We start from the raw sequence: 22,245 nt of genomic DNA, 5'->3' as shown, positions 1-22,245 counted from the left end.
TTGACCAATGTTTTTACCGGATGATCTTGCCCAGAAACTGGCGCACACGCTCGTTCTTGGGGTTGGTGAAGAAGTGCTCCGGTGTGCCTTCCTCAATGATCTGGCCGTCGGCCATGAACACCACCCGGTCCGCCACCTGACGGGCAAAGCCCATCTCGTGGGTGACCACCACCATCGTGATGTTCTTCTCGTGGGCCAGGTTCACCATGACATCCAGCACTTCCTGAATGGTCTCCGGGTCCAGCGCACTGGTGGGCTCATCAAACAGGATGATCTTGGTCTGTGCACACAATGCCCGCGCAATGGCGATGCGCTGCTGCTGGCCGCCGGAAAGCTGGGTGGGGTAGACATTTGCCTTATCCCGCAGCCCCACGACCTCAAGGTAATGATAAGCCAGCTCCTCGGCCTCCTGCTTTGTCTTGTGGTGCAGCTTCATGGGGGCCAGGGTCAGGTTCTTCAGCACCGTCATGTGCGGGTAGAGGTTGAACTGCTGGAACACCATGCTGGTGGTCTCGCGCACGAGCTTTGTCTTGTTCTTGCTGGTCAGCTCCTGGCCGTCGATGTAGACGTGGCCGCTGGTGGGCTCCTCCAGAAAGTTCATGCAGCGCACGGTGGTGGACTTGCCCGAACCGGACGGCCCAATGATGACCAGCTTTTCGCCCTCGGCCACTTCCAGGTTGATATCCTTCAAAACGTGCAGATCACCGAAGTATTTTTCCACATGTTCCAGCTTGATCACGGTACATTCCCCTTTTCCTCTTGCATCTCGTCCCCGGGGCCGCATTGCCCCGCAGGAAACGAAAAAAGGCGCTCGGTGATCTCTCACCAAGCGCCTTTGCCTTCGATGCTTAAAGTATAGCGTTTTCTCCGTTTGCTTTCAATCCGAAAACTGCAACAACTTTTGCCCTCCGTTTTTCCATGTTTTGTAAAGTTATACAAAGTTATCACTTCATTTTTGTCAAATCAGCCGTTTTGGGAAAGTGCTACTTTTTCCAAGCGTTCCTTCTGCGCTGCGCACATATCTGCCATGTAAAACGGATATCAGCAAACCCGCCGAAATGGATTATAATAGGGTGTGCAAAGAGGGTGTATCTATGAAACCGAATCATCACGGGCAAATGTCCGAGTCCTTCCTCACCGCCGTGTTCCTTTCGCTGTCCGGCGGCCTGCAGGATGCCTATACCTATCTGTTCCGGGGCAAGGTGTTCGCCAACGCCCAGACCGGCAACATCGTGCTGCTGAGCGCAAACCTCATGGATGGCAATTGGGGGCGGGCGGTGCACTATCTGGTGCCGCTGTGCGCCTTTGCGCTGGGCGTGCTCACCGCCGAAAAGATGCGGGAGCGCTTCCGCGACATGCAGCGGCTGCACTGGCGGCAGCTGGTGGTGCTGGGCGAAGTGCTGCTGCTGTTCCTCGTGGGCTTTCTGCCGCCCGCGCTGGACCTGCTGGCCAACGCCATCGTCTCTTTCTCCTGTGCCATGCAGGTGCAGGCCTTCCGCAAGGTGGACGGCTACGCCTTTGCCAGCACCATGTGCATCGGCGACCTGCGCAGCGGCATGGAAGCGTTGTGCATCTGGCGCAAGACCCGGGACGCCAAAGCCCGGGACCGGATGCTGCGCTATTTCGGCATCATCCTGCTGTTCGCCATTGGTGCCGGCATCGGCAGCAAGAGCGCTGCAGCCTTTGGCGACAAAGCCATCTGGCTCTCCTGCGGGCTGCTGCTGGTGAGCTTTGCGCTGATGTTCATCCGCGAAGACCTGGAGGAAAACCCCGTCATCGAAAAAGACCTTGTCGAGATCCGGCAGGAGACCAGAGAGATCGACCACGCTTTAAAGCAGGAGCTGGAAGAAGAACACCGCGAATTGAAGGAAAGCACGCACCCGGAAAAATAAGGGCCGGGGTGCGCAAAGGGGCCGCTGCAGTGTGCAGCGGCCCCTTTTGTATTCACGCGTGCTTTGGCAGCGTTTTGGTCAGCATCTGCTGGAACTTGCGCGCCGCCGTGTTCAGCGGGCGATGATGGTCGTAGACAAGGCAGACCGAGCGCTGCGGGATGATCTCCTGCAAATGCAGCTGCACGATCTCGCCCCGGGCCAGCGGTTCTCCGGCCATGGGCTGGGGCAGAAAGGCAAGGCCCAGCTCGCTTTTCACCAGCGTGAGCATCTGGTCGGTGGTGGCGGCCTCGGTGTCGGGCTTGAGCACCGCGCCGTGGTCCAGGAAGAACTGCCGGTAAAAGCTGCGGGTCATGCTCTCCTCGCTCAGGCTGATGAGGGGGTAGCTGCCCAGCTCCTTCAGGGTCAGGCTCTGGCTGGCCAGCGCCGTGAAGTTCCGGCCGCCCACCAGCACCTCATAAAAGGGCATCAGCTCCACCATTTTCAGGCCGACATCCACCTCGGCGGGGGTGGTCACGATGGCAAAATCCACCTCGCCGTTCTTCACGGCCTGCACCGCCTGCGGGGTGGAGTGGTTGGAGATGCGCAGCCGGATGCCGGGGTACTCGGTGTGGAAGGCCCGCAGTTTTTCCGAAAGATAGATGTTCAGCGCGGTCTCGGTGGCACTGATGCTGATGGCACCGTGTTCCAGCGTGGCGCTGGCGCTCAGTTCTTCCTCCGCATCCTGGATCTGTACCGCCGCCGATGCGATGCGGGAATAGAGCATCGCACCCTCGGGCGTCAGGGTCACGCCCCGGTTGGAGCGGATGAACAGCACGCAGTTCAGCTGGCTTTCCAGCCGGTTCATGGCGTGGGTGATGTTGGGCTGGTTGTTGCCCAGCACCCGGGCGGCTTTGGTAAAATTCTGATACTTCGCAACATAATAGAAGATTTTGTAGTATTCCCAGTCCACATACATGGCAGCAGGCCCTCTTTCATATCAAAATCATATTGTGACCATGTGCAGGATACTTTTTACACATTCTCTTGCTGCTCGTATAATAGCAACTGCAATCGAGAATTGCAAGAGGGAAATTCAAAAAGAGTATATCAAGTGGTTTGAACGGAGGACGTTATCATGTCTGAGATCAAAAAAGTCGTGCTGGCTTATTCCGGTGGTCTGGATACGTCCATCATCATCCCGTGGCTGAAAGAGCATTACAACAACTGCGAGGTCATTGCAGTCTGCGGCAATGTGGGCCAGAAGGGTGAGCTGGAAGGTCTGGAGGAGCGCGCCAAGGCAAGCGGCGCTTCCAAGCTGTATGTGGAAGATCTGACCGATGAATTCGTGGAGGATTACGTCATCCCCACCATGCAGGCCGGTGCCGACTATGAGGGCTACCTGCTGGGCACCAGCTTCGCGCGGCCCATCCTGGCAAAGCGCGTGGTGGAGATCGCCCGCGCCGAGGGTGCCGACGCCGTCTGCCACGGCAGCACCGGCAAGGGCAACGACCAGGTGCGTTTCGAGCTGGCCATCATGCACTTTGCCCCGGACCTGAAGATCATCACCCCGTGGCGCGAGTGGGATATCCAGAGCCGCGATGAGGAGATCGACTACGCCGAGGCCCACCACATCCCGCTGAAGATCAGCCGCGAGACCAACTACTCCAAGGACAAGAACCTGTGGCACCTGAGCCACGAGGGCCTGGACCTCGAAGACCCGGGCAACGAGCCCCAGTACGACAAGCCGGGCTTCCTCGAACTGGGCGTCAGCCCCAAGACCGCGCCAGACAAGTCCGAGTTCGTGGAGCTGGAATTCGAGCAGGGCGTACCCGTTGCCCTGAACGGCGAGAAGATGAAGCCCGCCGCCATCATTGCGGGCCTGAACGAGATCGGCGGACGCAACGGCATCGGCCTGTACGATGTGGTGGAGAACCGCCTTGTGGGCATGAAAAGCCGCGGCGTGTACGAGACGCCGGGCGGCACCATCCTCTACAAGGCCCATGAAGTGCTGGAGACCCTGACGCTGGACAAGCTCACTGCCCACAAGAAGCGTGAACTTGCCATCACCTTTGGCGAGCTGGTCTATGACGGCCAGTGGTTCAGCCCGCTGCGTAAGGCCCTGAGCGCCTTCGTCACCTCCACGCAGGAGCACGTCACCGGCAAGGTGCGTCTGGAGCTGTACAAGGGCAACCTGATCAATGCAGGCGTCTGGTCGCCCTACTCCCTGTACCGCGAGGACATCGCCACCTTTGCCGCAGGCGGCGACTACAAGCAGAGCGATGCCACCGGCTTCATCAGCATCTACGGTCTGCCCACCAAGGTGCAGGCCATCATAAACAGCGAAAAAGAAGGGTTATAAGAAGTTATGCTTACCGCAGTTACTGGTATCAATTGGGGCGATGAAGGCAAGGGCCGCGTCATCGACCTGCTGGCGGAAAACGCCGATGTGGTGGCCCGCTATCAGGGTGGCAACAACGCCGGGCACACCGTCGTCACCGCGCAGGGCAAGTTCATCCTGAACCTGCTGCCCTCCGGCATCCTGCACCCGGACGTTGTCTGTGTGCTGGGCGCGGGCATGGTCATCGACCTGGACCATCTGGCGGGCGAGATGGACGCCATCGAGCAGCGCGGCGTGAAGGTGGGCCCCGAGAACCTCAAGCTCTCGGATAAGGCCACCATCTCCATGCCGTGGCACAAGGTGCAGGACGAGCTGGAAGAAGACCGCCTTGCCAAAAAGGGCACCGCCTTCGGCTCCACCCGCCGCGGCATCGCCTATGCCTACAGCGACAAATACCGCAAGAAGACCCTGCGTCTGGGCGATCTGCTGCATCTGGATGAAAAGCGGGTGCAGGACCGTCTGCACATGATCCTGGACTCCAAGAACATGGAGCTGGCGGGCTGCTACCGCCAGGAGCCCATGAGCTATGACGCCCTGTTGGAGTGGTGCCGGATGCAGGCCGGGCAGTTTGCACCGTACATCTGCGATGCAGGCGCGTTTTTGCAGCAGGCCCACGATGCCGGCAAGCGCATCGTGCTGGAAGCCCAGCTGGGTGCCATGCGCGACATCGACTACGGCATCTTCCCCTTCACGTCCAGCTCCAACACGCTGGCAGCCTATGCGCCGCTGGGTGCAGGCATCCCGAACTGCAGGCTCGACCATGTGGTGGGCGTGCTGAAAGCTTACTCCACCTGTGTGGGTGCAGGCCCCTTTGCCGCCGAGAATGCCATGGGCGAAGCGTGGAACGAGCAGCTGCGCCGGGCGGGCGGTGAATACGGTGCCGCCACCGGCCGTCCCCGCCGGGTGGGCCCCTTTGACTGCGTGGCCAGCCGCTACGGTCTGGCCTGCCAGGGTGCAGATAAGATTGCCCTGACCAAGCTGGACGTGCTGAGCAGCATGAAGGAGATCCCGGTCATCACCGGCTACAAGCTGGACGGCAAGGAAGTCCCCCGCTTCGACCCGCTGTCCGATCTGGAACGTGTGCAGCCGGTGGTCACCATGCTGCCCGGCTGGAACAAGGATATCTCCGGCTGCGCCAGCTGGGACGCGCTGCCCAAAGAGGCAAAGGCCTATGTGGCGTTCCTGGAAAAGCAGCTGGGCCACGAAATTCAGTTCGTCTCCACCGGGGCCGAGCGCGAGAAGTTTGTGCTGAAGGGAGAATGGCTGTGAGACATTTCATTGAGCCGAACAGCTTTTCTCTGGACGAGCAGCTGCGCCTGCTGAACCTTGCTGACCGCATGGAAGCAGACCCCGCCCCCTACGCCCACCTGTGCGACGGACGCATTCTGGCAACGCTGTTCTACGAGCCCTCCACCCGCACCCGCCTTTCGTTCGAGTCCGCCATGCTGCGGCTGGGCGGCAAGACACTGGGCTTTGCAGGGGCCCAGCTGTCCTCGGCCAGCAAGGGCGAGACCGTGGAGGACACCGCCCGTGTGGTGAGCAACTACGCCGACGTCATCGCCATGCGCCACCCCAAAGAGGGCGCGCCGCTGCGGGCGTCGCTGTCTGCCCGGGTGCCCGTCATCAATGCAGGCGACGGCGGCCACGCCCACCCCAGCCAGACCATGATCGACCTGATGACCATCCGTCAGCGCAAAGGGCGGCTGGATCATCTGACCATCGGCTTTTGCGGCGACCTCAAGTTTGGCCGCACGGTCCACTCCCTGACCGCAGCGCTGAGCCAGTTTGAGGGCAACCGGTTCGTGTTCATCTCGCCGGAAGACCTGCGCCTGCCGCAGTATGTAAAGGCGGAATCGCTGGCCCCGACCCATCAGGTGTACAAGGAGACGGCCGACCTGGAAGCCGAGCTGCCGCACCTCGACGTGTTGTACATGACCCGCATCCAGCAGGAACGCTTTTTCAACGAAGAAGAATATCTGCGGCTGAAAGGCTGCTACCAGCTGGACGAAGCGCTGCTGCAGAAGGCCCCGGCCGACATGCCGGTGCTGCACCCGCTGCCCCGCATCGACGAGATCAAAAAGGACGTGGACGACGACCCCCGTGCAGCCTATTTTGATCAGGTGCACAACGGCGTGTATATCCGCATGGCCATCATCCTGGCTGTGCTGGGCATCCCGGACCCCGTGACCGGCAAAAAGGTGCTGGACCACTGAACAAAGCAAAGAAACAAACCCGGCAGGGCCTTTCGAAAAGGGCTCTGCCGGGTTTTGTTTGTGATGGAAAATGAACGCGGGAACTTACCTGCCCAGAAGCACCGTGATGCCGCCGCAGACAGCCGACAAAAGCAGGCTGGAAACAAGCCCGATGAAGAGCCACTTCCAGTGGAAGGCATAGTCGTGGTAAGCTTCGGTCATGTCCTCGGTGCCGGGGATGACCCACCACCTGGAGTGGCAGAACCATTGGTTGGAACTTCGGGTTAAGTATAACATACTCAGGCACCAAATTCCACCTCTGTGCAAAAATCCCATGCCGGACACATTGCGATGCGGCATGGGATCTTTTGCTGTTTTCGGGGAGAGCGATACAGACAGTCAAAACCACCGGCTGAGCCGGTGGCTTGAGTAAGCCCTAGAAGGGCACTTTACTAGCAAAGCCCCTGCAAGGGGCCACGAGCAAGCTTCTTTCATCTGCATTACCTGCCCTACCGCTCTAACGAGCTATGTTGCAAAATGCATCTTCTAGGATGACAATTTCTTTGTCATCTCGCTTCGCTCGAATCTTATAGCTAAAGCATTTTCTACTCCACCAGCGGAGCTGGTGGTTGTCGCTCGCTCAAGCTACCCAAAATAAAAAATCCGAACCCTTCTCCTATCGAGAAAAAGGTTCGGATTTTCATTGTTTGGTGCGGATAAGAGGACTTGAACCTCCACCGAGTTGCCCCGATTAGAACCTGAATCTAACGCGTCTGCCAATTCCGCCATATCCGCATATTCTGTTTTGTTCGTGAGCCGTGTCGCTCGGAACGATAGTAATTATACCAGATATGCGGGAATTGTCAAGCATTTTTTGCAAAAAACTTTTGCCTTTTCGCAAAACGTCATACTTTCGTGAAAAAGCCCGCCGCGAAGCCGGTTTCCCGGGCCCTGCGGCGGGCAGAAGTTTCTTGTTTTCGTGTCCCCATGGGTACCCGCCGGTCACGCCCGGCCCCACACCAGCCACAGATACGCCGCCCCGGCCAGCACGGCTGCCAGCGTGAAGGGCACACCGATGCGCAGAAAGTCCTTCGTGGCCACGGCCTCGCCGTTCTTGCGCAGGATGCCAATGGCGGCGATGTTGGCCGAAGCGCCGATGGGCGTCAGGTTGCCGCCCAGGGTCGCGCCGGTGAGCAGGCCGAAGTAGAACACATAGGGCTCCATGCCCGCACCGTTGTTCATGAGCCCGGCAATGCCCTGCACCACCGGCAGCATGGCGGCCACATAGGGGATGTTGTCAATGAAGGCAGACAGCACCACCGACACCGCCACCAGCAGCAGGTACAGCCGGAAGGGGTCCTCTCCGGCGATGGCGTGGAACAGCGCTGCCGCCGCGTCGATGACGCCCGCCGCGCGGACGCCCGCAATGACGATGAACAGCCCGAACAGCAGCAGCAGGGTGTCCCGGTCCAGCTCCCGCACCACGCGGCCCAGCGGCTTTGCACTGCGGGCCCGCAGGCAGGCGCGCACAACGCCGAACAGGCACAGCCCCATGCACACAAGCCCGCTGCGAAGTTCATACAACGCGCGCAGCACATCGCCGCCCGGCTGGGGCAGGAAGGATGCCGCGATGAGCAGGCCCACCGTCAGCAGCATGAGGGCGGCGGGCACGTCGTCCTCCACCTCGGTCTCCACTTTGGCGGTCACGGGCTGCGTTTCGCGCCGGAACAGCCACAGCAGCACCGCCATCGACGCCAGCGCGCCCAGCTCCACGCCCCAGAAGATGCCCGGGCGACCCCGCATCCAGAAGAAATCGAAGAAGTTCATGTCCGCAAAGCTGCCCAGCAGGATGCTGGTGGTATCGCCCACCAGGGTGGCCGCGCCCTGCAGGTTGGAGGACACCGCAATGGCGATGAGCACCGGCACCGGCGAAATTTTCAGCTTGCGAGCAATGGCAAGGCCCACCGGGGCCACCATGAGCACCGTGGCCACATTGTCCACAAAGGCGCTGACGAACCCCGCGAACAGCGCCAGCGCGCACACCGCCCAGCGCACGTCCGGCACCCGAACGATGAGCATCTCGGCCAGGCGGGCGGGCATCTTGCTCTCAATGAACAGCGACACCGTGCCCATGGTGCCCGCCATCATCAGCAGGACGTTGTAATCCACGGCCCGCAGCGCTGCGCCCAGCGAGAAATCATAAATTCCCACTTCGCCCAGCGCAATGAACACCGCCGCGCTGCACAGCGCCACCCAGGGCCGCTCCTGCGGCAGGCGCAGCATCAGCACATAGGTCAGCGCGAACAGCGCAAGGGCCGGGATCATTCCAGGCCCTCGCTGCGGGGGCCGGAGTCCTCGTCGAGCATCCGGTAGCCAACGCCCAGTTCGTTGAGGATGTAGGAATTGCTGCCCGGGCGGCTGCCCAGCTTTTTGCGGATGTTGGCCATGTTCACCTGCAGCTTCTTGGTGCTGCCGATGTCGGTGTCGCCCCAGATGGCCTTGACGATGGCCGCATAGGTCATCACCCGGCCTGCGTGCTGGGAAAGGAAGGCCACGATGTTGTACTCGGTCTGGGTCAGCTTGACCTCCTCGCCTTCCACGAACACCTTGCGGCGGTCGTAGTTGATGCGCAGGCCCTGGGCGCAGAACTCGCCGTTGGGGGCCGCACCGCCCAGCGGGGCACCGTAGCGGTTCAGCCGCAGCGCCGCGCGCACCCGGGCCAGCAGCTCGCCGGTGCCGAAGGGCTTTGTGATGTAATCGTTGGCCCCCAGATCCAGCGCTTCGATCTTGTCCATCTCGTCGGTGCGGGCCGACAGCACGATGATGGGGGTCATGTACTTCTGCCGCACGGTGCGGATCAGCTCCAGGCCGTCCCGGTCCGGCAGGCCCAGGTCCAGAATGACCAGGTCCGGATTGTGGGAGGCGAACAAAGTCAGGCCCATGGTGCAGGTGTGGGCCACCAGCGCCTGATAATCATTGGTGGTCAGCAGCGTTTCGATAAAGCTGCAGATATTCGCTTCGTCCTCCACGATGAGGACCTTGAACTTGTTATTGCTCATCTTCTGCATCCTCCAGTTCAATTTCTTCGGTCTTCAGCCAGAAGCGGATGGTGGTGCCCTCGCCGGGGCGGCTCTCGGCCCGGATCTCGCCGCCGTGGGCCTTGATGATGGCCGCGCACACCGACAGGCCGATGCCCATGCCGTGCTTGCGGCTGTCCGCCGGGGCGTCCGGGTCGGTGCCGCCGGTGCCGGAGAACAGGTTCTTCAGCCGTTCCTTCGGGATGCCGCAGCCGTCGTCCGTCACCTCGAACACCGCGCGGTCGTCCACCGTGAACACCTTCAAAACCAGCTTCGTCATGCCCTTGGCGTGGAGGGCGGCGTTCTCCAGCAGGTTCATCAGCACCTGCTGGATCAGCATGGAGTCCATGGGGATCACGATGAAGGCATCCGGCAGGTCCAGCTGCACCGGCACGGCGGGATAGCGCTTTTTGAACTTGACCACCACGGCATCCACCAGTTCGTCCAACACGGTGGGGGTCTTCTGCACGGTGACCTTCTCGCTGTCGATGCGGGTGACGGAAAGCAGGTTCTCCACCATGCGGTTCAGCCACTGGGCGTCCGAGCAGGCCTCGCCGAGGAGTTTTATCGTTTTGGTTTTATCCAGCGAGTCATAGTTTTCAATGACGGTGGAGCACGCGCCGTAAATGGAAGTCAGCGGCGTGCGCAGGTCGTGGGAGACCGCGCGCAGCAGGTTCGCGCGCATTTTTTCCTTCTCGCTCTCCATGCGCAGCTGCTCCTGCCGCTTGATGCGGGTGGTGAGGGTGCTGGTCATGATGGACACCACCAGCATCACCAAGCCGGAGAACAGGTTTTCCGACAGGGTAAAGTTGAAGGCAAAATACGGCGAGAGGAAGGCGAAGTTCACCGCCAGCACGCTGATGACCGACGCCGCCGCGCCCCAGAAGTAACCCTCTGTATACATCGACGTGATAAATACTGCCAGCATAAAGATGAGCATGGCAACGCCGTCGATGCGGCCCATGACCACCTGGGTCAGCAGCACCATGGCATAGGCCCCGCACAGCGCTCCGGCCATGACCAGCGCATCGTGCAGCAACATTTTCTTTTTCATTCGGCCGCTCCCTTTCCAAAGGATATTCTTGTTCGAGTATAAATTATACCACAGTCCCTGTTAAAGAATCAGCAAAAATCCTTTGCCGCAAACGGGGCCGGTCCGATTTGACTTTTCCCTCCCCCTCGAATTATACTGAACGTGCGAAGGGAGGCAACGTTCATGCTCACGATCCGTTCTTCAGACATCGACCTCTACCCCGGCAGTCAGGAAGAACGCCTGCCCGGGTTCTCGGCACAGTTCCCCCACATCTGCAGCCATGTGCTGCTGCCGGACGGCCCCGCCGGGGCCTGCACCTGGCACTGGCACAAAAGCATGGAGCTGTTCTATGTGGAGAAGGGTGCCCTCGTCTACCATACGCCCGGCGGGCAGCGGCTGTTCCGGGCGGGCAGCGGCGGCATGGTGAACAGCAACGTGCTGCACCGCACCCAGTCGCTGAAAAACGGCACCGCCCTCCGGCTGCATCTGTTCGAGGCGGAACTCTTGGCCGGTGTGCCGGGCGGCACGGTGCAGCAGCGCTATATCACCCCGCTGGTGCAGCGGCCCGGGCTGGAACTGCTGGCCCTTTCGCCGGAGGTGCCCGGACAGGCGGCAGCGCTGGACCTGCTGCGCCAGAGCCTGTATCTGGACGATGATGCCTTTGGCTACGAGCTGCGGCTGCAGGCTTTGCTGAGCGAAGTGTGGCTGGCCTTTGTGCAGCAGCTGCCGCAGCTTGCCCCTGCCGCACCGGAACGCAGCACTGCCAGCGACAAGGTGAAGCAGATGATCCTGTTCATGACGGCTCATGCTGCCGAAAAGCTCTCGGTGGCCGACATCGCAGCCGCAGCGTTTTGCAGCGAACGGGAATGTTACCGCTGCTTTGGCACCTGCCTGCACACCACCCCCTCGGACTGCCTGCAGAACATCCGGCTGCAGATGGCAAGCCAGCTGCTCCTCCAGACAAAGCTTGCCGTCACCGACATCGCCCAGCGCTGCGGCCTTGGCAGCAGCAGCTACTTTGGGGCGCAATTCCGACAGCATTTCGGCTGTTCGCCCACCGCCTACCGGGCAAAATGGCAGGATATTGATACGCCCGGGCACAAATCCGATAGCAGGACTGCCGCTTCGGATGCTACAATGGAGCCGTAAAAAGACATCCTCATACTTCATCATAAACCAAAGCAGGGCCTGTTCCTTCGGGGGCAGGCCCTGCTTTGGTATGGTGGTTACCGGCACGCTGGCCCAGATGCCGCCATTTGACAGCACTTCTCCCCTGTAGTAAAATAGCCTCATCGACACTTTACACCACTGAATCAGGAGTTTTTGCCATGCTGTATTTTGAAAACGACTACTGCGAGGGTGCACACCCCGCTATTTTACAGAAACTGACCGAGACCAACTTTGAAAAGGTGCCCGGCTACGGCACCGACCCCTACTGCGCCAGCGCGAAGGAGAAGATCCGCGCCGCCTGCGCCTGCCCGGAGGCGGACGTGTTCTTCATCTCCGGCGGCACCCAGACCAACGCCATCGTCATTGCGTCCATGCTGCAGCGCTGGCAGGGCGTGATGGCCGCCGCCACCGGCCATGTGGCCGCCCACGAAGCTGGTGCCATCGAGTACACCGGCCACAAGGTCATCGCCCTGCCCGCCCACGAGGGCAAGGTGTGCGCCGACGATGTGCGCAGCTGGTGCGCCACCTTCTACGCCGATGAGAACCACGACCACATGGTGTTCCCCGGCATGGTGTACATCTCCCATCCATCCGAGTACGGCACCCTGTACACGAAAGCTGAGCTGGAAGAACTGCACGCCGTGTGTCAGCAGTACCACATGCCCCTGTTCATGGACGGCGCGCGGCTGGGCTACGGCCTGATGGCCAAGGGCACCGACGTGACCCTGGCCGACATCGCAAAGCTCACCGACGTGTTCTACATCGGCGGCACCAAGGTGGGTGCCCTGTGCGGCGAAGCCGTGGTGTTCCCCAAGGGTGCCCCGGCCCACTTCATGACCATGGTCAAGCAGCAGGGCGCTTTGCTTGCCAAAGGCCGCCTGATGGGCCTGCAGTTCGATGTGCTGTTCACCGACGACCTCTACACCCGCATCAGCAAGAACGCCATCGACACCGCCGACCGGCTGAAGGAGGGCCTTGCCGCCAAGGGCTACCGCTTCTATATGGATTCGCCCACGAACCAGGTGTTCCCCATCCTGGAAAACAGCCAGCTGGCCGCGCTGGAAGGCAAGGCCAAGTTCGGCTTCTGGGAAAAATACAACGACACCCACACCGTCATGCGCATCGCCACCAGCTGGGCCACCCGCATGGAGGAGATCGAGCAGCTCATTGCCCTGATGTGAGCTGTGACAGGGAAACGGCCCAGACTTTATGCAGGATAGCAATTGAATTTTTCGGCACAGTATGATATCTTTTGGATAGAGCGAATTGCGAACCGGGCCCGGCAGGCCCTGCGGGGCTGTCCCGCATCCGCCGCGCCCGGATGAAGTGATCGGAAGGAAGGTATTTTGATATGGGATTTTTTGACAAGCTGTTCGGCGGCAAGGCAGAGCAGGAGGAGACCGCAAAGTTCTTCGGCCAGAGCAAGACCGTGCTGACCCCCATCCGCGGCAAGGTGCTGGCGCAGGCCGACATCCCCGACGAGACCTTTGCACAGGGCATCCTGGGCCCCGGCTGCGGCATCGAGCCCACCGGCAAGACCGTCTATGCCCCCTTTGACGGCACCGTGAACCAGGTGGCTTCCACCCTGCACGCCGTGGGCCTGACCAGCGACGACGGCATCGAGGTGCTCATCCACGTCGGCATGGACACCGTGGAGATGAACGGCAAGGGCTTCAAGGCTCTGGTGAAGGAAGGCGACAAGGTCAAGGCAGGCACCCCGCTGCTGAAGGTCGATCTGGACGCCATCAAGGCTGCAGGCCACCCCACCGCCACCGCCATCATCGTGACCAACGGCGACGACCTGGGCGAGCTGAAGATGCTGGCCGAGGGCGATGTGCTGGCAGGCACCCCGCTGTTCAAGTTCTGAGTTTAAATGCCCTCCGCTTCGCTCTGGGCATATTCAGAGGAAAAATTATTTTTTAATTTGTAAATCCGAAAAGCCTGCGAGCTTTTCGGATTTACTTTTTCACGGGAAAGGTCGTTAAGATCAACGGCATTTGCTGTCGCTGGCTCCCTGCGGGAGTATCCGCGTCAGCATGAAAATATGCCGTTGACAATTACGGCCCCTCCGGGTGAAAAAGCAAACAAGCCAGCCCCGCAGGGCTGGCTTTGTTTGCAATCTAAAAAATAATATTTCCGCTATTTATGGCGCAGCGCACGCGGAGCCATTTAAAATCAGAAACTTACTCTTTGTCCGGCTGATACTGCAGCACCTTCCGGGAGAAGCGGCCATCAAAGAACTGGATGAAGGGTCCAAGGCAGAAGGCGCAGAGGAGGGTGCCCAGGCCCACAAGGCCGCCCAGCAGCCAGCACAGCAGCGCACACAGGGCGTCCGTGAACACGCGGCACCCAAAGTACGGGAAGGGGGTGTGGTCCCGCAGGCCGAGGGAGAGGTAGTCATAAGGCGCGACGCCGAGGTCGGCGGTCTGGTAGAGCGAAACACCCAGCGCCGTCACCGGCACGGCCACGGCCATCCACAGCAGCTGCACCGGCAGGCCCAGCGCTTCCGCCGGGCCGAAGGCGGCGGCGATGGGGTCATAGAACGCCGTGACGATATACCCCATGCCAAGGCCGTTGACGAAGGTGCCAAGGCCGATGTACTTGCGTCCGAACCAGAACTCGACCACGAAGAACAGCACGTTGATGCCGATGTTCATCGCGCCCAGCGAGATGCCCAGCAGCTCTGCCAGGCGCATGTTCAGCGCACTGATGGAGTCGTTGCCGAGGTGGGACTGCTTGAACAGCGCGATGCCGAGGCCGATGATGATGACGCCAACCACCATGCCGAGGATGCGTCGTGCCGAGGGGGTCTGCCGGGTCTTTTCCATGTTCCTTCTCCTTTTTTCACCGTGTTGTGTCCGCGCTGTGGAAAACTCAGCCGTGCAGGCGGGCCTCGATGGCCGCCTTGTCCAGCCCTTCGCCGATGACGATGAGCACGTCCTGCCCCTGCGGGATGGGGGCCAGCGTTTTTCCGGCAGCGGTGGCGTTCAGCTCCAGCCAGCCGGTTTCGCCTTGGGGGTCCGGAGCAAAGCCCTTCACCCGCAGCACATGGCCGCAGGCAGCATCCGCAAACAGGCGGTCGGCGGCGGCCTGCAGCTGGGCCAACGTCAGGTGCTGCTCCAGGAAGCACAGGGAGCTGAAGGCCTCGTGCTCGTCGAAGTGCAGCTTTTCGCAGCTGGCCTGCCGGGTGCCGCAGGCGGCAATGGCGGCCAGGTCTTCGTCGGTCAGGTCGGCCCAGTCCTTTGTGATGATCTCCTCCGGCGCGAACCGGCGGGAGCACTTGCAGCCTTCCAGCGCACGGGTCAGGTGGGCAGCGGCGGCCTTGCACCGCTCCGGCCCGGCCTGCTTTGTGCGGCTGAGCAGCACCCGGCCCGCGTTGGCTGTCTCAGAGGCCAGAATGTACTCTGCCTGGGGCGAGAGGGTCTCTGGCAGCATGGCGTCCACGATGGCGATGACGTTGCCGATCTGATACCAGCGGTCCAACGGGTCGTCCCGCAGCACGTCAAAGAACTCGTCCACATCAAAGATGCCGCTGGGCTCCACCACCACCCGGTCGAACCCGCGCATGGCCATGGCGATGAGCTTGGTGCGCATCCGGCGCTGGTGGGTGTCGCAGTCGCACCCGCCGCTGATGGTCTCCAGGTCGCACCGGTCGCCCAGCAGGTCCTGCACCAGCATGGCGTCCACATTCACCGCGCCAAAGTCGTTTTCCAGAATGCAGACGTTGTGGCCCTGCGCCACCAGATACCGGACATACTGCCGCAGGAACGTGGTTTTGCCTGCGCCCAGAAAGCCGGTGATAAGATCTACCTGTACCATATCAAAAAGCACCTCCCGTGCCGAACATTCATTCCGCTTCCCAGTATACCGCATCGCGGCGCTGTGCGCCAGTGGGCGATGAAAATTTTGGGGTGTGCCCTGCCCGCACCGTCTTGCCCTCGGCCGCCGGTTGTGCTATGCTTGCTGCAGAAAAAACACCGACCACTGCCCGGCCCACGCCGGAAAAGGAGCATTTGTATGAAATACGATTTCACTTCCATCATGGACCGCCGCGGCATGGACGCCATCGCCGTGGACGGCCTGGGCCACGGCTTTGCGCCGGACCCGCCCAAAGAAGGCTGGGACGTCATCCCCATGTGGGTGGCGGACATGAACTTCCCCACCGTGCCCACCATCCCGGAGGCCATCATCGAGCGCGCAAAGCACCCGGCCTACGGCTACTTTGACGCCGCCGACGAATACTATGACTCCATCATCCGGTGGCACGAAAAGCGCAACGGCGTCACCGGCCTGACGAAGGAATGCATCGGCTACGAGAACGGCGTGCTGGGCGGTGTCATCTCCGCCCTGACCTGCTTTGCCGCCCCCGGCGACGCGGTGCTGGTGCACAGCCCCACCTACATCGGCTTCACCTTCAGCCTGGAAAACAACGGCTACAAGATCGTCCACAGCCCGCTGGTGAAGGACGCAGACGGCGTCTGGCGCATGGACTACGATGACATGGACAAAAAGCTCAAGGCAAACCACATCCATGCGGCCATCTTCTGCAGCCCCCACAACCCCTGCGGCCGTGTGTGGGAGCGCTGGGAGATCGAGAAGGCCATGGAGGTCTACAAGGCCAACGACTGCATCGTGATCTCGGACGAGATCTGGTCCGACATCATTCTGGCGGGCCACAGGCACACGCCCACCCAGATGGTGAGCGAGGACGCCCGGATGCGCACCGTGGCCCTCTACGCCCCCAGCAAGACCTTCAACCTGGCGGGCCTTGTGGGCAGCTACCACATTATTTATGATCCCGCCCTGCGGGACCGCGTGGTAGCCAAGAGCTCAAAGCCCCACTACAACGACATGAACGTGCTGTCCATGCACGCCCTGATCGGTGCCTACAAGCCCGAAGGGCATGAATGGGCGGACGAGCTGTGCCAGACCATCACCAGCAACGTGGATTACGCCTGCCGCTACATCGCAGAGCACTTCCCGGGCGTGGAAGTGGCAAAGCCCCAGGGCACCTACATGCTGTTCGTGGACTGCACCCAGTGGTGCAAAGCCCACGGCAGAACCATCGCGGAAGTGGAAAAGGCCTGCTGGAACGTGGGCGTGGCCGTGCAGGACGGCCGCATGTTCCACGGCCCCTGCTCCATCCGCATGAACCTGGCCCTGCCGCTTTCCCGCGTGCAGGAAGCCTTTGACCGGCTGGACAGGCACGTGTTCAACGGCGCGTGGGTGTAAAAGAACGAAAAAGTGCGCAAAAGGCCGCTCCCCGTATCAAAACCGGGGAGCGGCCTTTCCTGTTTATGGTTTGTTTTTACAGCCCGAACAGGTCTGCGTGGGTGCCGGTGCGATACAGATAAAGTTCTGTATCCGTCTGGTAATAGATCAGCAGCCAATCCGGCTGAATGCGGCACTCGCGGTGCGGAACATAACTGCCTGTTAAACAGTGGTCTTTGTTCTTTGGCGGAAGCACCGCCGGGGCGGCCAACACGTTAATGACCTGCTGAAGCAAGGTCATATTGCAGTGCCGCTTCTGACACGTCTTCAAGTCCTTCTTGAACTTCGTGGAATATTTTACTTCAAGCACTTTCGTCCCCCAGCAGCGAGTCGATCAGGTTTTCGACCGGGCCATTGTATGTGTGCCCGCCGCCGTTATCCAGTTCTTCAAAGGCTTCCAGCGTTTCCGCATTGGGCGTCTCATCGTCTTCCGGGGTGGTCACGCCCTGCAGATATGCGACCACATAGAGCAGCTTGCTTTCCGGCACCTGGTCAAGCAGGCTTCTGGCCAATTCTCTGGTACTCATATTACCACCTTCCTTTCCTGTGCAGTTTACAGCCCGGCTGTCTCAGTGTATGCGGGCGTTTCTTTTTCTCTATTATATCACATCGCTCCCCTGCTTACAACGCCAGGGAACGCAGAGATAAGAAAAAGCACCTTGAATCACTTCAAGATGCTTGGTGGTTGCGGGGGCCGGATTTGAACCAACGACCTTCGGGTTATGAGCCCGACGAGCTACCAGACTGCTCCACCCCGCGATATTTACTTTTTGCATCTCAGCGGTTCTCGCTGACTGCTCAAGTATAATACCACAGGGCGGGGCAGATGTCAATAGTTTTTTCGAATTATTTTTTCTTCTTTTTCCAGACGACCACACCGGCTGCGACCGCTGCCGCGATCACCACCACCGGCCAGGCACCGGCGAGGGTGACGGCCAGCTGCTGCACGCCGTCCACAAAGTTCTGCCAGCCGTCGGCAAAGGCGCTGGCGATGCGGCTGCCAAAACCCTCGCTGGGCGGCGAGTAGGTGCTCACCTCGCTCAGGCTCACGTAGACCGTGCACTGTTCCACCTGATCGCTGTACCAGTCCATCTGGCTCTGCCAGCTCTCGATCTGGCTCTGCACGTCGGTCAGGCTGGACTCGATTTCCAAAAGGTCCGAGAGGCTGTCGGCCTGCTGCTGCAGCTGCTGCAGACGGGTGCGCTGGGCCTTGAGGTTCTCGAGCCGGGTCTCCACGTCCAGATACTGGGCGGTGACGTCGTCGGCCTGCTGGTTTTTGTAGGTCACGTTGCCCGCCTCGGCAATGGCGGCGAGGAAGCTGTCGTAGTTCTCCTGCGGCACCCGGTAAGTCAGGCTGACGCTGCGGCTGTCGTCGGTGCCCGAGTACTCGCTGCTGGACTCCAGATAGCCGCCCGCCGCCTGCAGGGCAGCGTCCAGCGCGGCGCGTGCCGCGTCGTAGTCCTTGCTTTCGAGGCTGAGGTTCGCGGTATAGATAATCTTCGCACTGGCGCTGTCGGTGCTGTGGGTACCCTCGGCTGCGGCGGCATCATCCGCAGAGAAGGTGGAGACGCCGATATCCGCGCTGCTTTCCAGCGCCATGGTATCCAGGCTGTAATCGGCTGCCATGGGGCTGTCCACCGCGGCGCGGTCCACGCCGCCTGCCGCCATCACCGCCGCAGTGCTGTCCGCCGAATAATAGGCCGCCGGGCTGCTGCTCTTTGCACCAAGGCCGATCTGGCCGGTGGCAAAGGCACCATAGCCCACCACGCACACGGCAAGGCAGGCGGCCAGCATGCCCACCTGCTTGCGCGGGAAGTGGATGAGCTTGCCCTTTTTCTTTTTCTCTGGGGCAGGCTGTGCCGGGGCAGCGGCCTGCATCATGGGCTGGTTCTTTTCTTCTTCGGTCAGCTGGCTTGTCATGGCCAGCAGCTTCGCTTTGAGGTCGTCCGGGGCGGCCAGGTCATCGGCCTCCATCTTGTACTCATACCACCTCATCTTCGATCTCCTCCTTCAGCATCGTCTGCAGCTGTGCGCGGCCCCGCCGCAGCCAGCTCAGCACCGTGTTGGCCGGTGCACCCAGCATCCGCCCGATCTCTGCCGCCGTGTAGCCTTCATAATAATGTAAGTAAATAGCGTTGCGGTAGTTCTCCGGCAGAGCGCGCACCGCGTCCATCACACTGCCATCCGGGAAGGCATCCGGCGCGGGCAGATTCTCGTCCAGCTCGGTGTCCTTCTGGTGGGCTGCGCGGGTCAGGTCCCGGCAGCGGTTGATGGCCACCCGCAGCAGCCACGCTTTGAGATGCTCCTCATTCTCAAAGGTGCCGGTGTAGTGCAGGAGCTTCTCGTACACGTCTTGCACCACATCCTCGGCGTCTGCGGCACATCGGCAGTTGTGCATGGCGGCACGGTACACAGCATCGCTGTATTTCTGCACAGCCAGCGTAAACAATTCGTTTCTGGTCAGCTGTCCCATAGTTTCTAGCTCTCCTTTAAAGCAGTGGAATGGGGGACATTCACCCTATACACGGCTGAGCGGCCCCGAAGATTGCACGGCTGGAAAAATTTATGGAAAAATCACCGGCGGTAGACCCGCTGCAGCACGGCCACCTTCTCCGCAAGGAAGGTGTCGGCCCTGGGGTGGTGCAGCCAGCGCTTGCCCGCGGCGGTGTGCACCAGCCTGCGGCCCAGGGCGGCCGGGTCGGTGTCGGCCAGCAGCACATCCTGCCCGGTCAGCTGCAGCGTCAGCGCCGCCGGGGTGTCCGGCAAAGGCGGCAGCGGGTCCTCCCACACGAAGGGCGGCAGCAGCTGCACCGCCACGGTGGTGCGGGTGCACTCCTCGGTGAGCAGCAGGGCCGCAGGCGTGCCGTCCGGCTGCACATGCAGGGTGCTGTATAAAAGCTGCAGGCTGCCCTCGGCCAGCAGCCGGGTGCTGCCCTCGGCTGCGGTGGGCGAAAGGGTGAGGTAGTCCCGCGCCTCGTCCAGATAGATGTGCCGGGCCGGGGCCTGCAGGGCCGCATACAAGGCCGGCAGCGCAAAGCAGCCCGCTGCATCCAGCGCGCGCTGCAGCAGCAGATAGAACTCGGTCAGCGGGTAAGCTGGGTCCGGCTGCGGCATGCCGAAGTCCGGCCGGGAAACGTGTCCTCCGCCCATGGGGTGGTCCCTCCTTGTCTGTGTTTATACGTCCATTCAAGTTTTTTTATTGTATCATGGTTCCCGCCGCATTACAACCGGTTCTCCGATTGTAAACCCCTTTGCAAATTTCCTGTTGACCAGCTGCAGCCCGGTGCGCTATACTCGGGCACAGATGCCTTGCTTCATTTTTTAAGAGGGGAATTACGATTATGAAAAACAAAAAACTGACCACTTACCAGATGGCCGTCACTGCACTGATGGCCGCCGTGCTGTGTGTGCTGGGCCCGCTGAGCGTGCCCATCGGGGCCATCCCCATCTCGCTGTCCAACTTTGTCATCTGCCTTGCCGCATGGCTGCTGGGAGCCAGGTTCGGCACCCTGAGCGTCGCCATCTATCTGGCCATCGGTCTGGTGGGCGTGCCGGTGTTCTCCGGCTACGGCGCGGGCATTGCCAAGCTGGCCGGCCCCACCGGCGGCTATCTGGTGGGCTACCTGCTCATGGCCTTCATCGGCGGCCTGTTCATTGAAAAGAGCAAAGGCCAGCCGGTGGTCTCTGCCGTGGGCCTCATTCTGGGCGACGCCGCCTGCTATGTGCTGGGCACGGCATGGTTCGTGTTCCAGATGAAGTGCGAGCTGGGCTATGCGCTGGCCGTGTGCGTGTACCCGTTCATCGTCTGGGACCTGGCCAAGATCGTGGTCGCCTGCCTGCTGGGCACCCTGCTGCGCAAGCGGCTGGAGCAGGCCGGTGTGCTGAAGCTGAAAGAAGCCGCCTGACAGCGGCATGATGTGTTCCCTGCTTCGCGGAACATGATGTGCCTGCGGCATGATGCTGCTTCGCAATGATGTTGTGCGCTTTGCGCACAAATGTTCGGTTCAGGCAGCTGCTGCTATAAAACAAGCCCTGCATGGGAGTTTTTCCATGCAGGGCTTTGCTGTTTCTATCGGTTTGGTTCATGCCTGCGCAGCAGGCACATCATTGCTCCGCAGGAGCAGCATCATTTCTGCGCTGGCAGAACATCATGTCCCGCGCACGCGGGATGCATCATTTCTCGTACCCCAGCGTGGCCGCCATGACGGCCTTGATGGTGTGCATCCGGTTCTCGGCTTCGTCGAACACGATGCTCTGGGGGCCCTCGAAGACCTCATCGGTCACTTCCATGGCGTCGCGGCCAAAGCGCTCGCCCATCTCCTTGCCCACGGTGGTCTTGTGGTCGTGGAAGGCGGGCAGGCAGTGCATGAACACGGCATGCGGACCGGCGATGTCCATCAGCTGCTGGTTGATCTGGTAGGCGGCGAGGTCGTTGATGCGCTCGGCCCAGACCTCCACCGGCTCGCCCATGGACACCCACACGTCGGTGTAGAGCACGTCGGCACCCTTGGCAGCCTTGGCGGGGTCCTCCTCAAAGGAGATGGTCGCGCCGGTCTCGGCGGCGATGGCCTGGCACTGGGCCACGAGGGCCGGGTCCGGCTGGTACTTCTTGGGGGCGCAGGCGGTGAAGTGCAGGCCCATCTTGGCACAGCCCACCATCAGGCTGTTGCCCATGTTGTAGCGGGCGTCGCCGAAGTAGACGAAGTGGATGCCCTTCAGCTTGCCGAAGTGCTCCCGGATGGTGAGGAAGTCGGCCAAAATCTGGGTGGGGTGGAACTCGTTGGTCAGGCCGTTCCACACGGGCACCCCGGCGTAGTGGGCCAGGTCTTCCACGATCTGCTGGCCGTAGCCGCGGTACTCGATGCCGTCAAACATGCGGCCCAGCACCCGGGCGGTGTCGGCGATGGACTCCTTCTTGCCGATCTGGCTGCCCGAGGGGTCCAGGTAGGTCACTTCCATGCCCAGATCGTGGGCAGCCACCTCGAAGCTGCAGCGGGTGCGGGTGGAGGTCTTTTCAAAGATCAGGGCGATGTTCTTGCCCGCCAGCTGGTCGTTGTGGCGGATGCCGGCCTTTTTTTGGGCCTTGAGGTCGGCGGCGAGGTCCAGCAGCTGCTCGATCTCGGCAGGGGTGTAGTCCAATAGCTTCAGAAAGCTGCGATTTTTCAGTTCCATTGTATATTTCCCTCTCTATGCAAACATTCTTGAATATTTATTCGAATCATGATTCTATTAT

General features: G+C 61.0%; 23 protein-coding genes and 2 tRNA genes. 9 read left to right on the top strand and 16 right to left on the bottom strand.

The features are described from left to right. Nucleotides 1–13: 13 nt before the first annotated feature. Nucleotides 14–739 carry an amino acid ABC transporter ATP-binding protein gene (locus CGS49_RS07860; protein ID WP_097801306.1) on the bottom strand — a complete coding sequence of 242 codons (726 nt, stop codon included), beginning with the start codon at nt 737–739 and terminating at the stop codon, nt 14–16. A gap of 355 nt (nt 740–1,094) precedes the next feature. Between CGS49_RS07860 and CGS49_RS07855 the strand changes: the two genes are divergently transcribed. Then, nucleotides 1,095–1,892, top strand: coding sequence for a YoaK family protein (locus CGS49_RS07855; protein ID WP_097801305.1), 798 nt, complete (start codon nt 1,095–1,097; stop codon nt 1,890–1,892). Between the two features lie 52 nt (nt 1,893–1,944). On the opposite strand, the gene CGS49_RS07850 is transcribed toward CGS49_RS07855, so the two are convergent. Further along, nucleotides 1,945–2,847: a LysR family transcriptional regulator gene (locus CGS49_RS07850; RefSeq protein WP_097801304.1), complete on the bottom strand. Its 903-nt coding sequence runs from the start codon at nt 2,845–2,847 to the stop codon at nt 1,945–1,947. A gap of 159 nt (nt 2,848–3,006) precedes the next feature. Here CGS49_RS07850 and CGS49_RS07845 point away from each other — a divergent pair, with 159 nt between their 5' ends. Genes CGS49_RS07845 through pyrB form a run of 3 tightly spaced genes read left to right on the top strand, consistent with a single transcriptional unit; the run spans nt 3,007 to nt 6,482 of the window. Continuing rightward, nucleotides 3,007–4,230: an argininosuccinate synthase gene (locus tag CGS49_RS07845; RefSeq protein WP_097801303.1), complete on the top strand. Its 1,224-nt coding sequence runs from the start codon at nt 3,007–3,009 to the stop codon at nt 4,228–4,230. Between the two features lie 6 nt (nt 4,231–4,236). Next, nucleotides 4,237–5,538, top strand: a complete 1,302-nt coding sequence (locus CGS49_RS07840; protein ID WP_097801302.1) for an adenylosuccinate synthase — start codon at nt 4,237–4,239, stop codon at nt 5,536–5,538. Continuing rightward, a complete protein-coding gene (gene pyrB, locus CGS49_RS07835) occupies nt 5,529–6,482 on the top strand; it encodes an aspartate carbamoyltransferase (protein ID WP_097801301.1) in 954 nt (317 codons plus the stop codon). Before CGS49_RS07840 ends, pyrB begins: the two co-directional genes overlap by 10 nt. Before the next feature lie 84 nt (nt 6,483–6,566). On the opposite strand, the gene CGS49_RS14015 is transcribed toward pyrB, so the two are convergent. The 5 genes from CGS49_RS14015 to CGS49_RS07815 form a co-directional block, all read right to left on the bottom strand. Further along, nucleotides 6,567–6,758, bottom strand: a complete 192-nt coding sequence (locus tag CGS49_RS14015; RefSeq protein ID WP_143405837.1) for a hypothetical protein — start codon at nt 6,756–6,758, stop codon at nt 6,567–6,569. Between the two features lie 411 nt (nt 6,759–7,169). Further along, nucleotides 7,170–7,256 (bottom strand) — tRNA-Leu (locus tag CGS49_RS07830). 207 nt (nt 7,257–7,463) lie between these two features. After that, nucleotides 7,464–8,786 carry an ArsB/NhaD family transporter gene (locus CGS49_RS07825; protein WP_097801300.1) on the bottom strand — a complete coding sequence of 441 codons (1,323 nt, stop codon included), beginning with the start codon at nt 8,784–8,786 and terminating at the stop codon, nt 7,464–7,466. After that, the gene (locus tag CGS49_RS07820) at nt 8,783–9,520 is read right to left on the bottom strand and encodes a response regulator transcription factor (protein ID WP_097801299.1); all 738 of its coding nucleotides are present in this window, start codon (nt 9,518–9,520) and stop codon (nt 8,783–8,785) included. Before CGS49_RS07820 ends, CGS49_RS07825 begins: the two co-directional genes overlap by 4 nt. Further along, entirely contained in the window at nt 9,510–10,592 is a 1,083-nt protein-coding gene (locus tag CGS49_RS07815; protein ID WP_097801298.1) for a sensor histidine kinase, read from the bottom strand. Before CGS49_RS07815 ends, CGS49_RS07820 begins: the two co-directional genes overlap by 11 nt. Before the next feature lie 162 nt (nt 10,593–10,754). Here CGS49_RS07815 and CGS49_RS07810 point away from each other — a divergent pair, with 162 nt between their 5' ends. The 3 genes from CGS49_RS07810 (at nt 10,755) to CGS49_RS07800 (ending at nt 13,608) form a co-directional block, all read left to right on the top strand. Next, entirely contained in the window at nt 10,755–11,720 is a 966-nt protein-coding gene (locus tag CGS49_RS07810; RefSeq protein WP_097801297.1) for a helix-turn-helix domain-containing protein, read from the top strand. A 179-nt stretch (nt 11,721–11,899) separates the two neighbouring features. After that, complete coding sequence (locus CGS49_RS07805) at nt 11,900–12,922, top strand: threonine aldolase family protein (protein WP_097801296.1); 1,023 nt, start codon at nt 11,900–11,902, stop codon at nt 12,920–12,922. 170 nt (nt 12,923–13,092) lie between these two features. Further along, nucleotides 13,093–13,608 (top strand): PTS sugar transporter subunit IIA, encoded by a 516-nt coding sequence (locus CGS49_RS07800; protein ID WP_097801295.1) that lies wholly within the window; start codon nt 13,093–13,095, stop codon nt 13,606–13,608. A gap of 316 nt (nt 13,609–13,924) precedes the next feature. On the opposite strand, the gene CGS49_RS07795 is transcribed toward CGS49_RS07800, so the two are convergent. Together CGS49_RS07795 and CGS49_RS07790 are read right to left on the bottom strand one after the other, a co-directional pair. Continuing rightward, nucleotides 13,925–14,569 (bottom strand): YczE/YyaS/YitT family protein, encoded by a 645-nt coding sequence (locus tag CGS49_RS07795; RefSeq protein ID WP_097801294.1) that lies wholly within the window; start codon nt 14,567–14,569, stop codon nt 13,925–13,927. A gap of 46 nt (nt 14,570–14,615) precedes the next feature. Further along, nucleotides 14,616–15,560, bottom strand: a complete 945-nt coding sequence (locus tag CGS49_RS07790; protein ID WP_097801293.1) for a GTP-binding protein — start codon at nt 15,558–15,560, stop codon at nt 14,616–14,618. Nucleotides 15,561–15,758: 198 nt separating this feature from the next. On the opposite strand from CGS49_RS07790, the gene CGS49_RS07785 reads away from it, so the two are divergent. Then, a complete protein-coding gene (locus CGS49_RS07785; RefSeq protein WP_097801292.1) occupies nt 15,759–16,973 on the top strand; it encodes a MalY/PatB family protein in 1,215 nt (404 codons plus the stop codon). 76 nt (nt 16,974–17,049) lie between these two features. Here the strand turns inward: CGS49_RS07785 and CGS49_RS07780 are convergent, their stop codons facing one another. From CGS49_RS07780 to CGS49_RS07755, 6 genes are all read right to left on the bottom strand, one after another. Beyond that, complete coding sequence (locus CGS49_RS07780) at nt 17,050–17,322, bottom strand: type II toxin-antitoxin system YafQ family toxin (RefSeq protein WP_097801291.1); 273 nt, start codon at nt 17,320–17,322, stop codon at nt 17,050–17,052. Further along, the gene (locus CGS49_RS07775; RefSeq protein ID WP_097801290.1) at nt 17,315–17,539 is read right to left on the bottom strand and encodes a hypothetical protein; all 225 of its coding nucleotides are present in this window, start codon (nt 17,537–17,539) and stop codon (nt 17,315–17,317) included. Before CGS49_RS07775 ends, CGS49_RS07780 begins: the two co-directional genes overlap by 8 nt. 155 nt (nt 17,540–17,694) lie before the next feature. After that, nucleotides 17,695–17,771: transfer RNA gene (locus CGS49_RS07770), tRNA-Met, on the bottom strand. Nucleotides 17,772–17,858: 87 nt separating this feature from the next. Further along, nucleotides 17,859–19,007, bottom strand: a complete 1,149-nt coding sequence (locus tag CGS49_RS07765) for a DUF4349 domain-containing protein (protein WP_097801289.1) — start codon at nt 19,005–19,007, stop codon at nt 17,859–17,861. Beyond that, a complete protein-coding gene (locus CGS49_RS07760) occupies nt 18,994–19,485 on the bottom strand; it encodes an RNA polymerase sigma factor (RefSeq protein ID WP_097801288.1) in 492 nt (163 codons plus the stop codon). Before CGS49_RS07760 ends, CGS49_RS07765 begins: the two co-directional genes overlap by 14 nt. A 101-nt stretch (nt 19,486–19,586) precedes the next feature. After that, nucleotides 19,587–20,162 carry a hypothetical protein gene (locus tag CGS49_RS07755; RefSeq protein WP_242975413.1) on the bottom strand — a complete coding sequence of 192 codons (576 nt, stop codon included), beginning with the start codon at nt 20,160–20,162 and terminating at the stop codon, nt 19,587–19,589. Between the two features lie 191 nt (nt 20,163–20,353). Between CGS49_RS07755 and CGS49_RS07750 the strand changes: the two genes are divergently transcribed. After that, nucleotides 20,354–20,917, top strand: coding sequence for a biotin transporter BioY (locus CGS49_RS07750; protein WP_097801287.1), 564 nt, complete (start codon nt 20,354–20,356; stop codon nt 20,915–20,917). Nucleotides 20,918–21,185: 268 nt separating this feature from the next. Here the strand turns inward: CGS49_RS07750 and argF are convergent, their stop codons facing one another. After that, on the bottom strand, nt 21,186–22,184 hold the full coding sequence (argF, locus tag CGS49_RS07745) for an ornithine carbamoyltransferase (RefSeq protein WP_097801286.1): 999 nt from the start codon (nt 22,182–22,184) through the stop codon (nt 21,186–21,188). Nucleotides 22,185–22,245: the final 61 nt, after the last annotated feature.

The sequence above is a fragment of the Faecalibacterium langellae genome (genome assembly GCF_002549775.1).
Lineage (GTDB): Bacteria > Bacillota > Clostridia > Oscillospirales > Ruminococcaceae > Faecalibacterium > Faecalibacterium langellae.
This window is presented reverse-complemented; position numbering and strand designations above follow the sequence as displayed.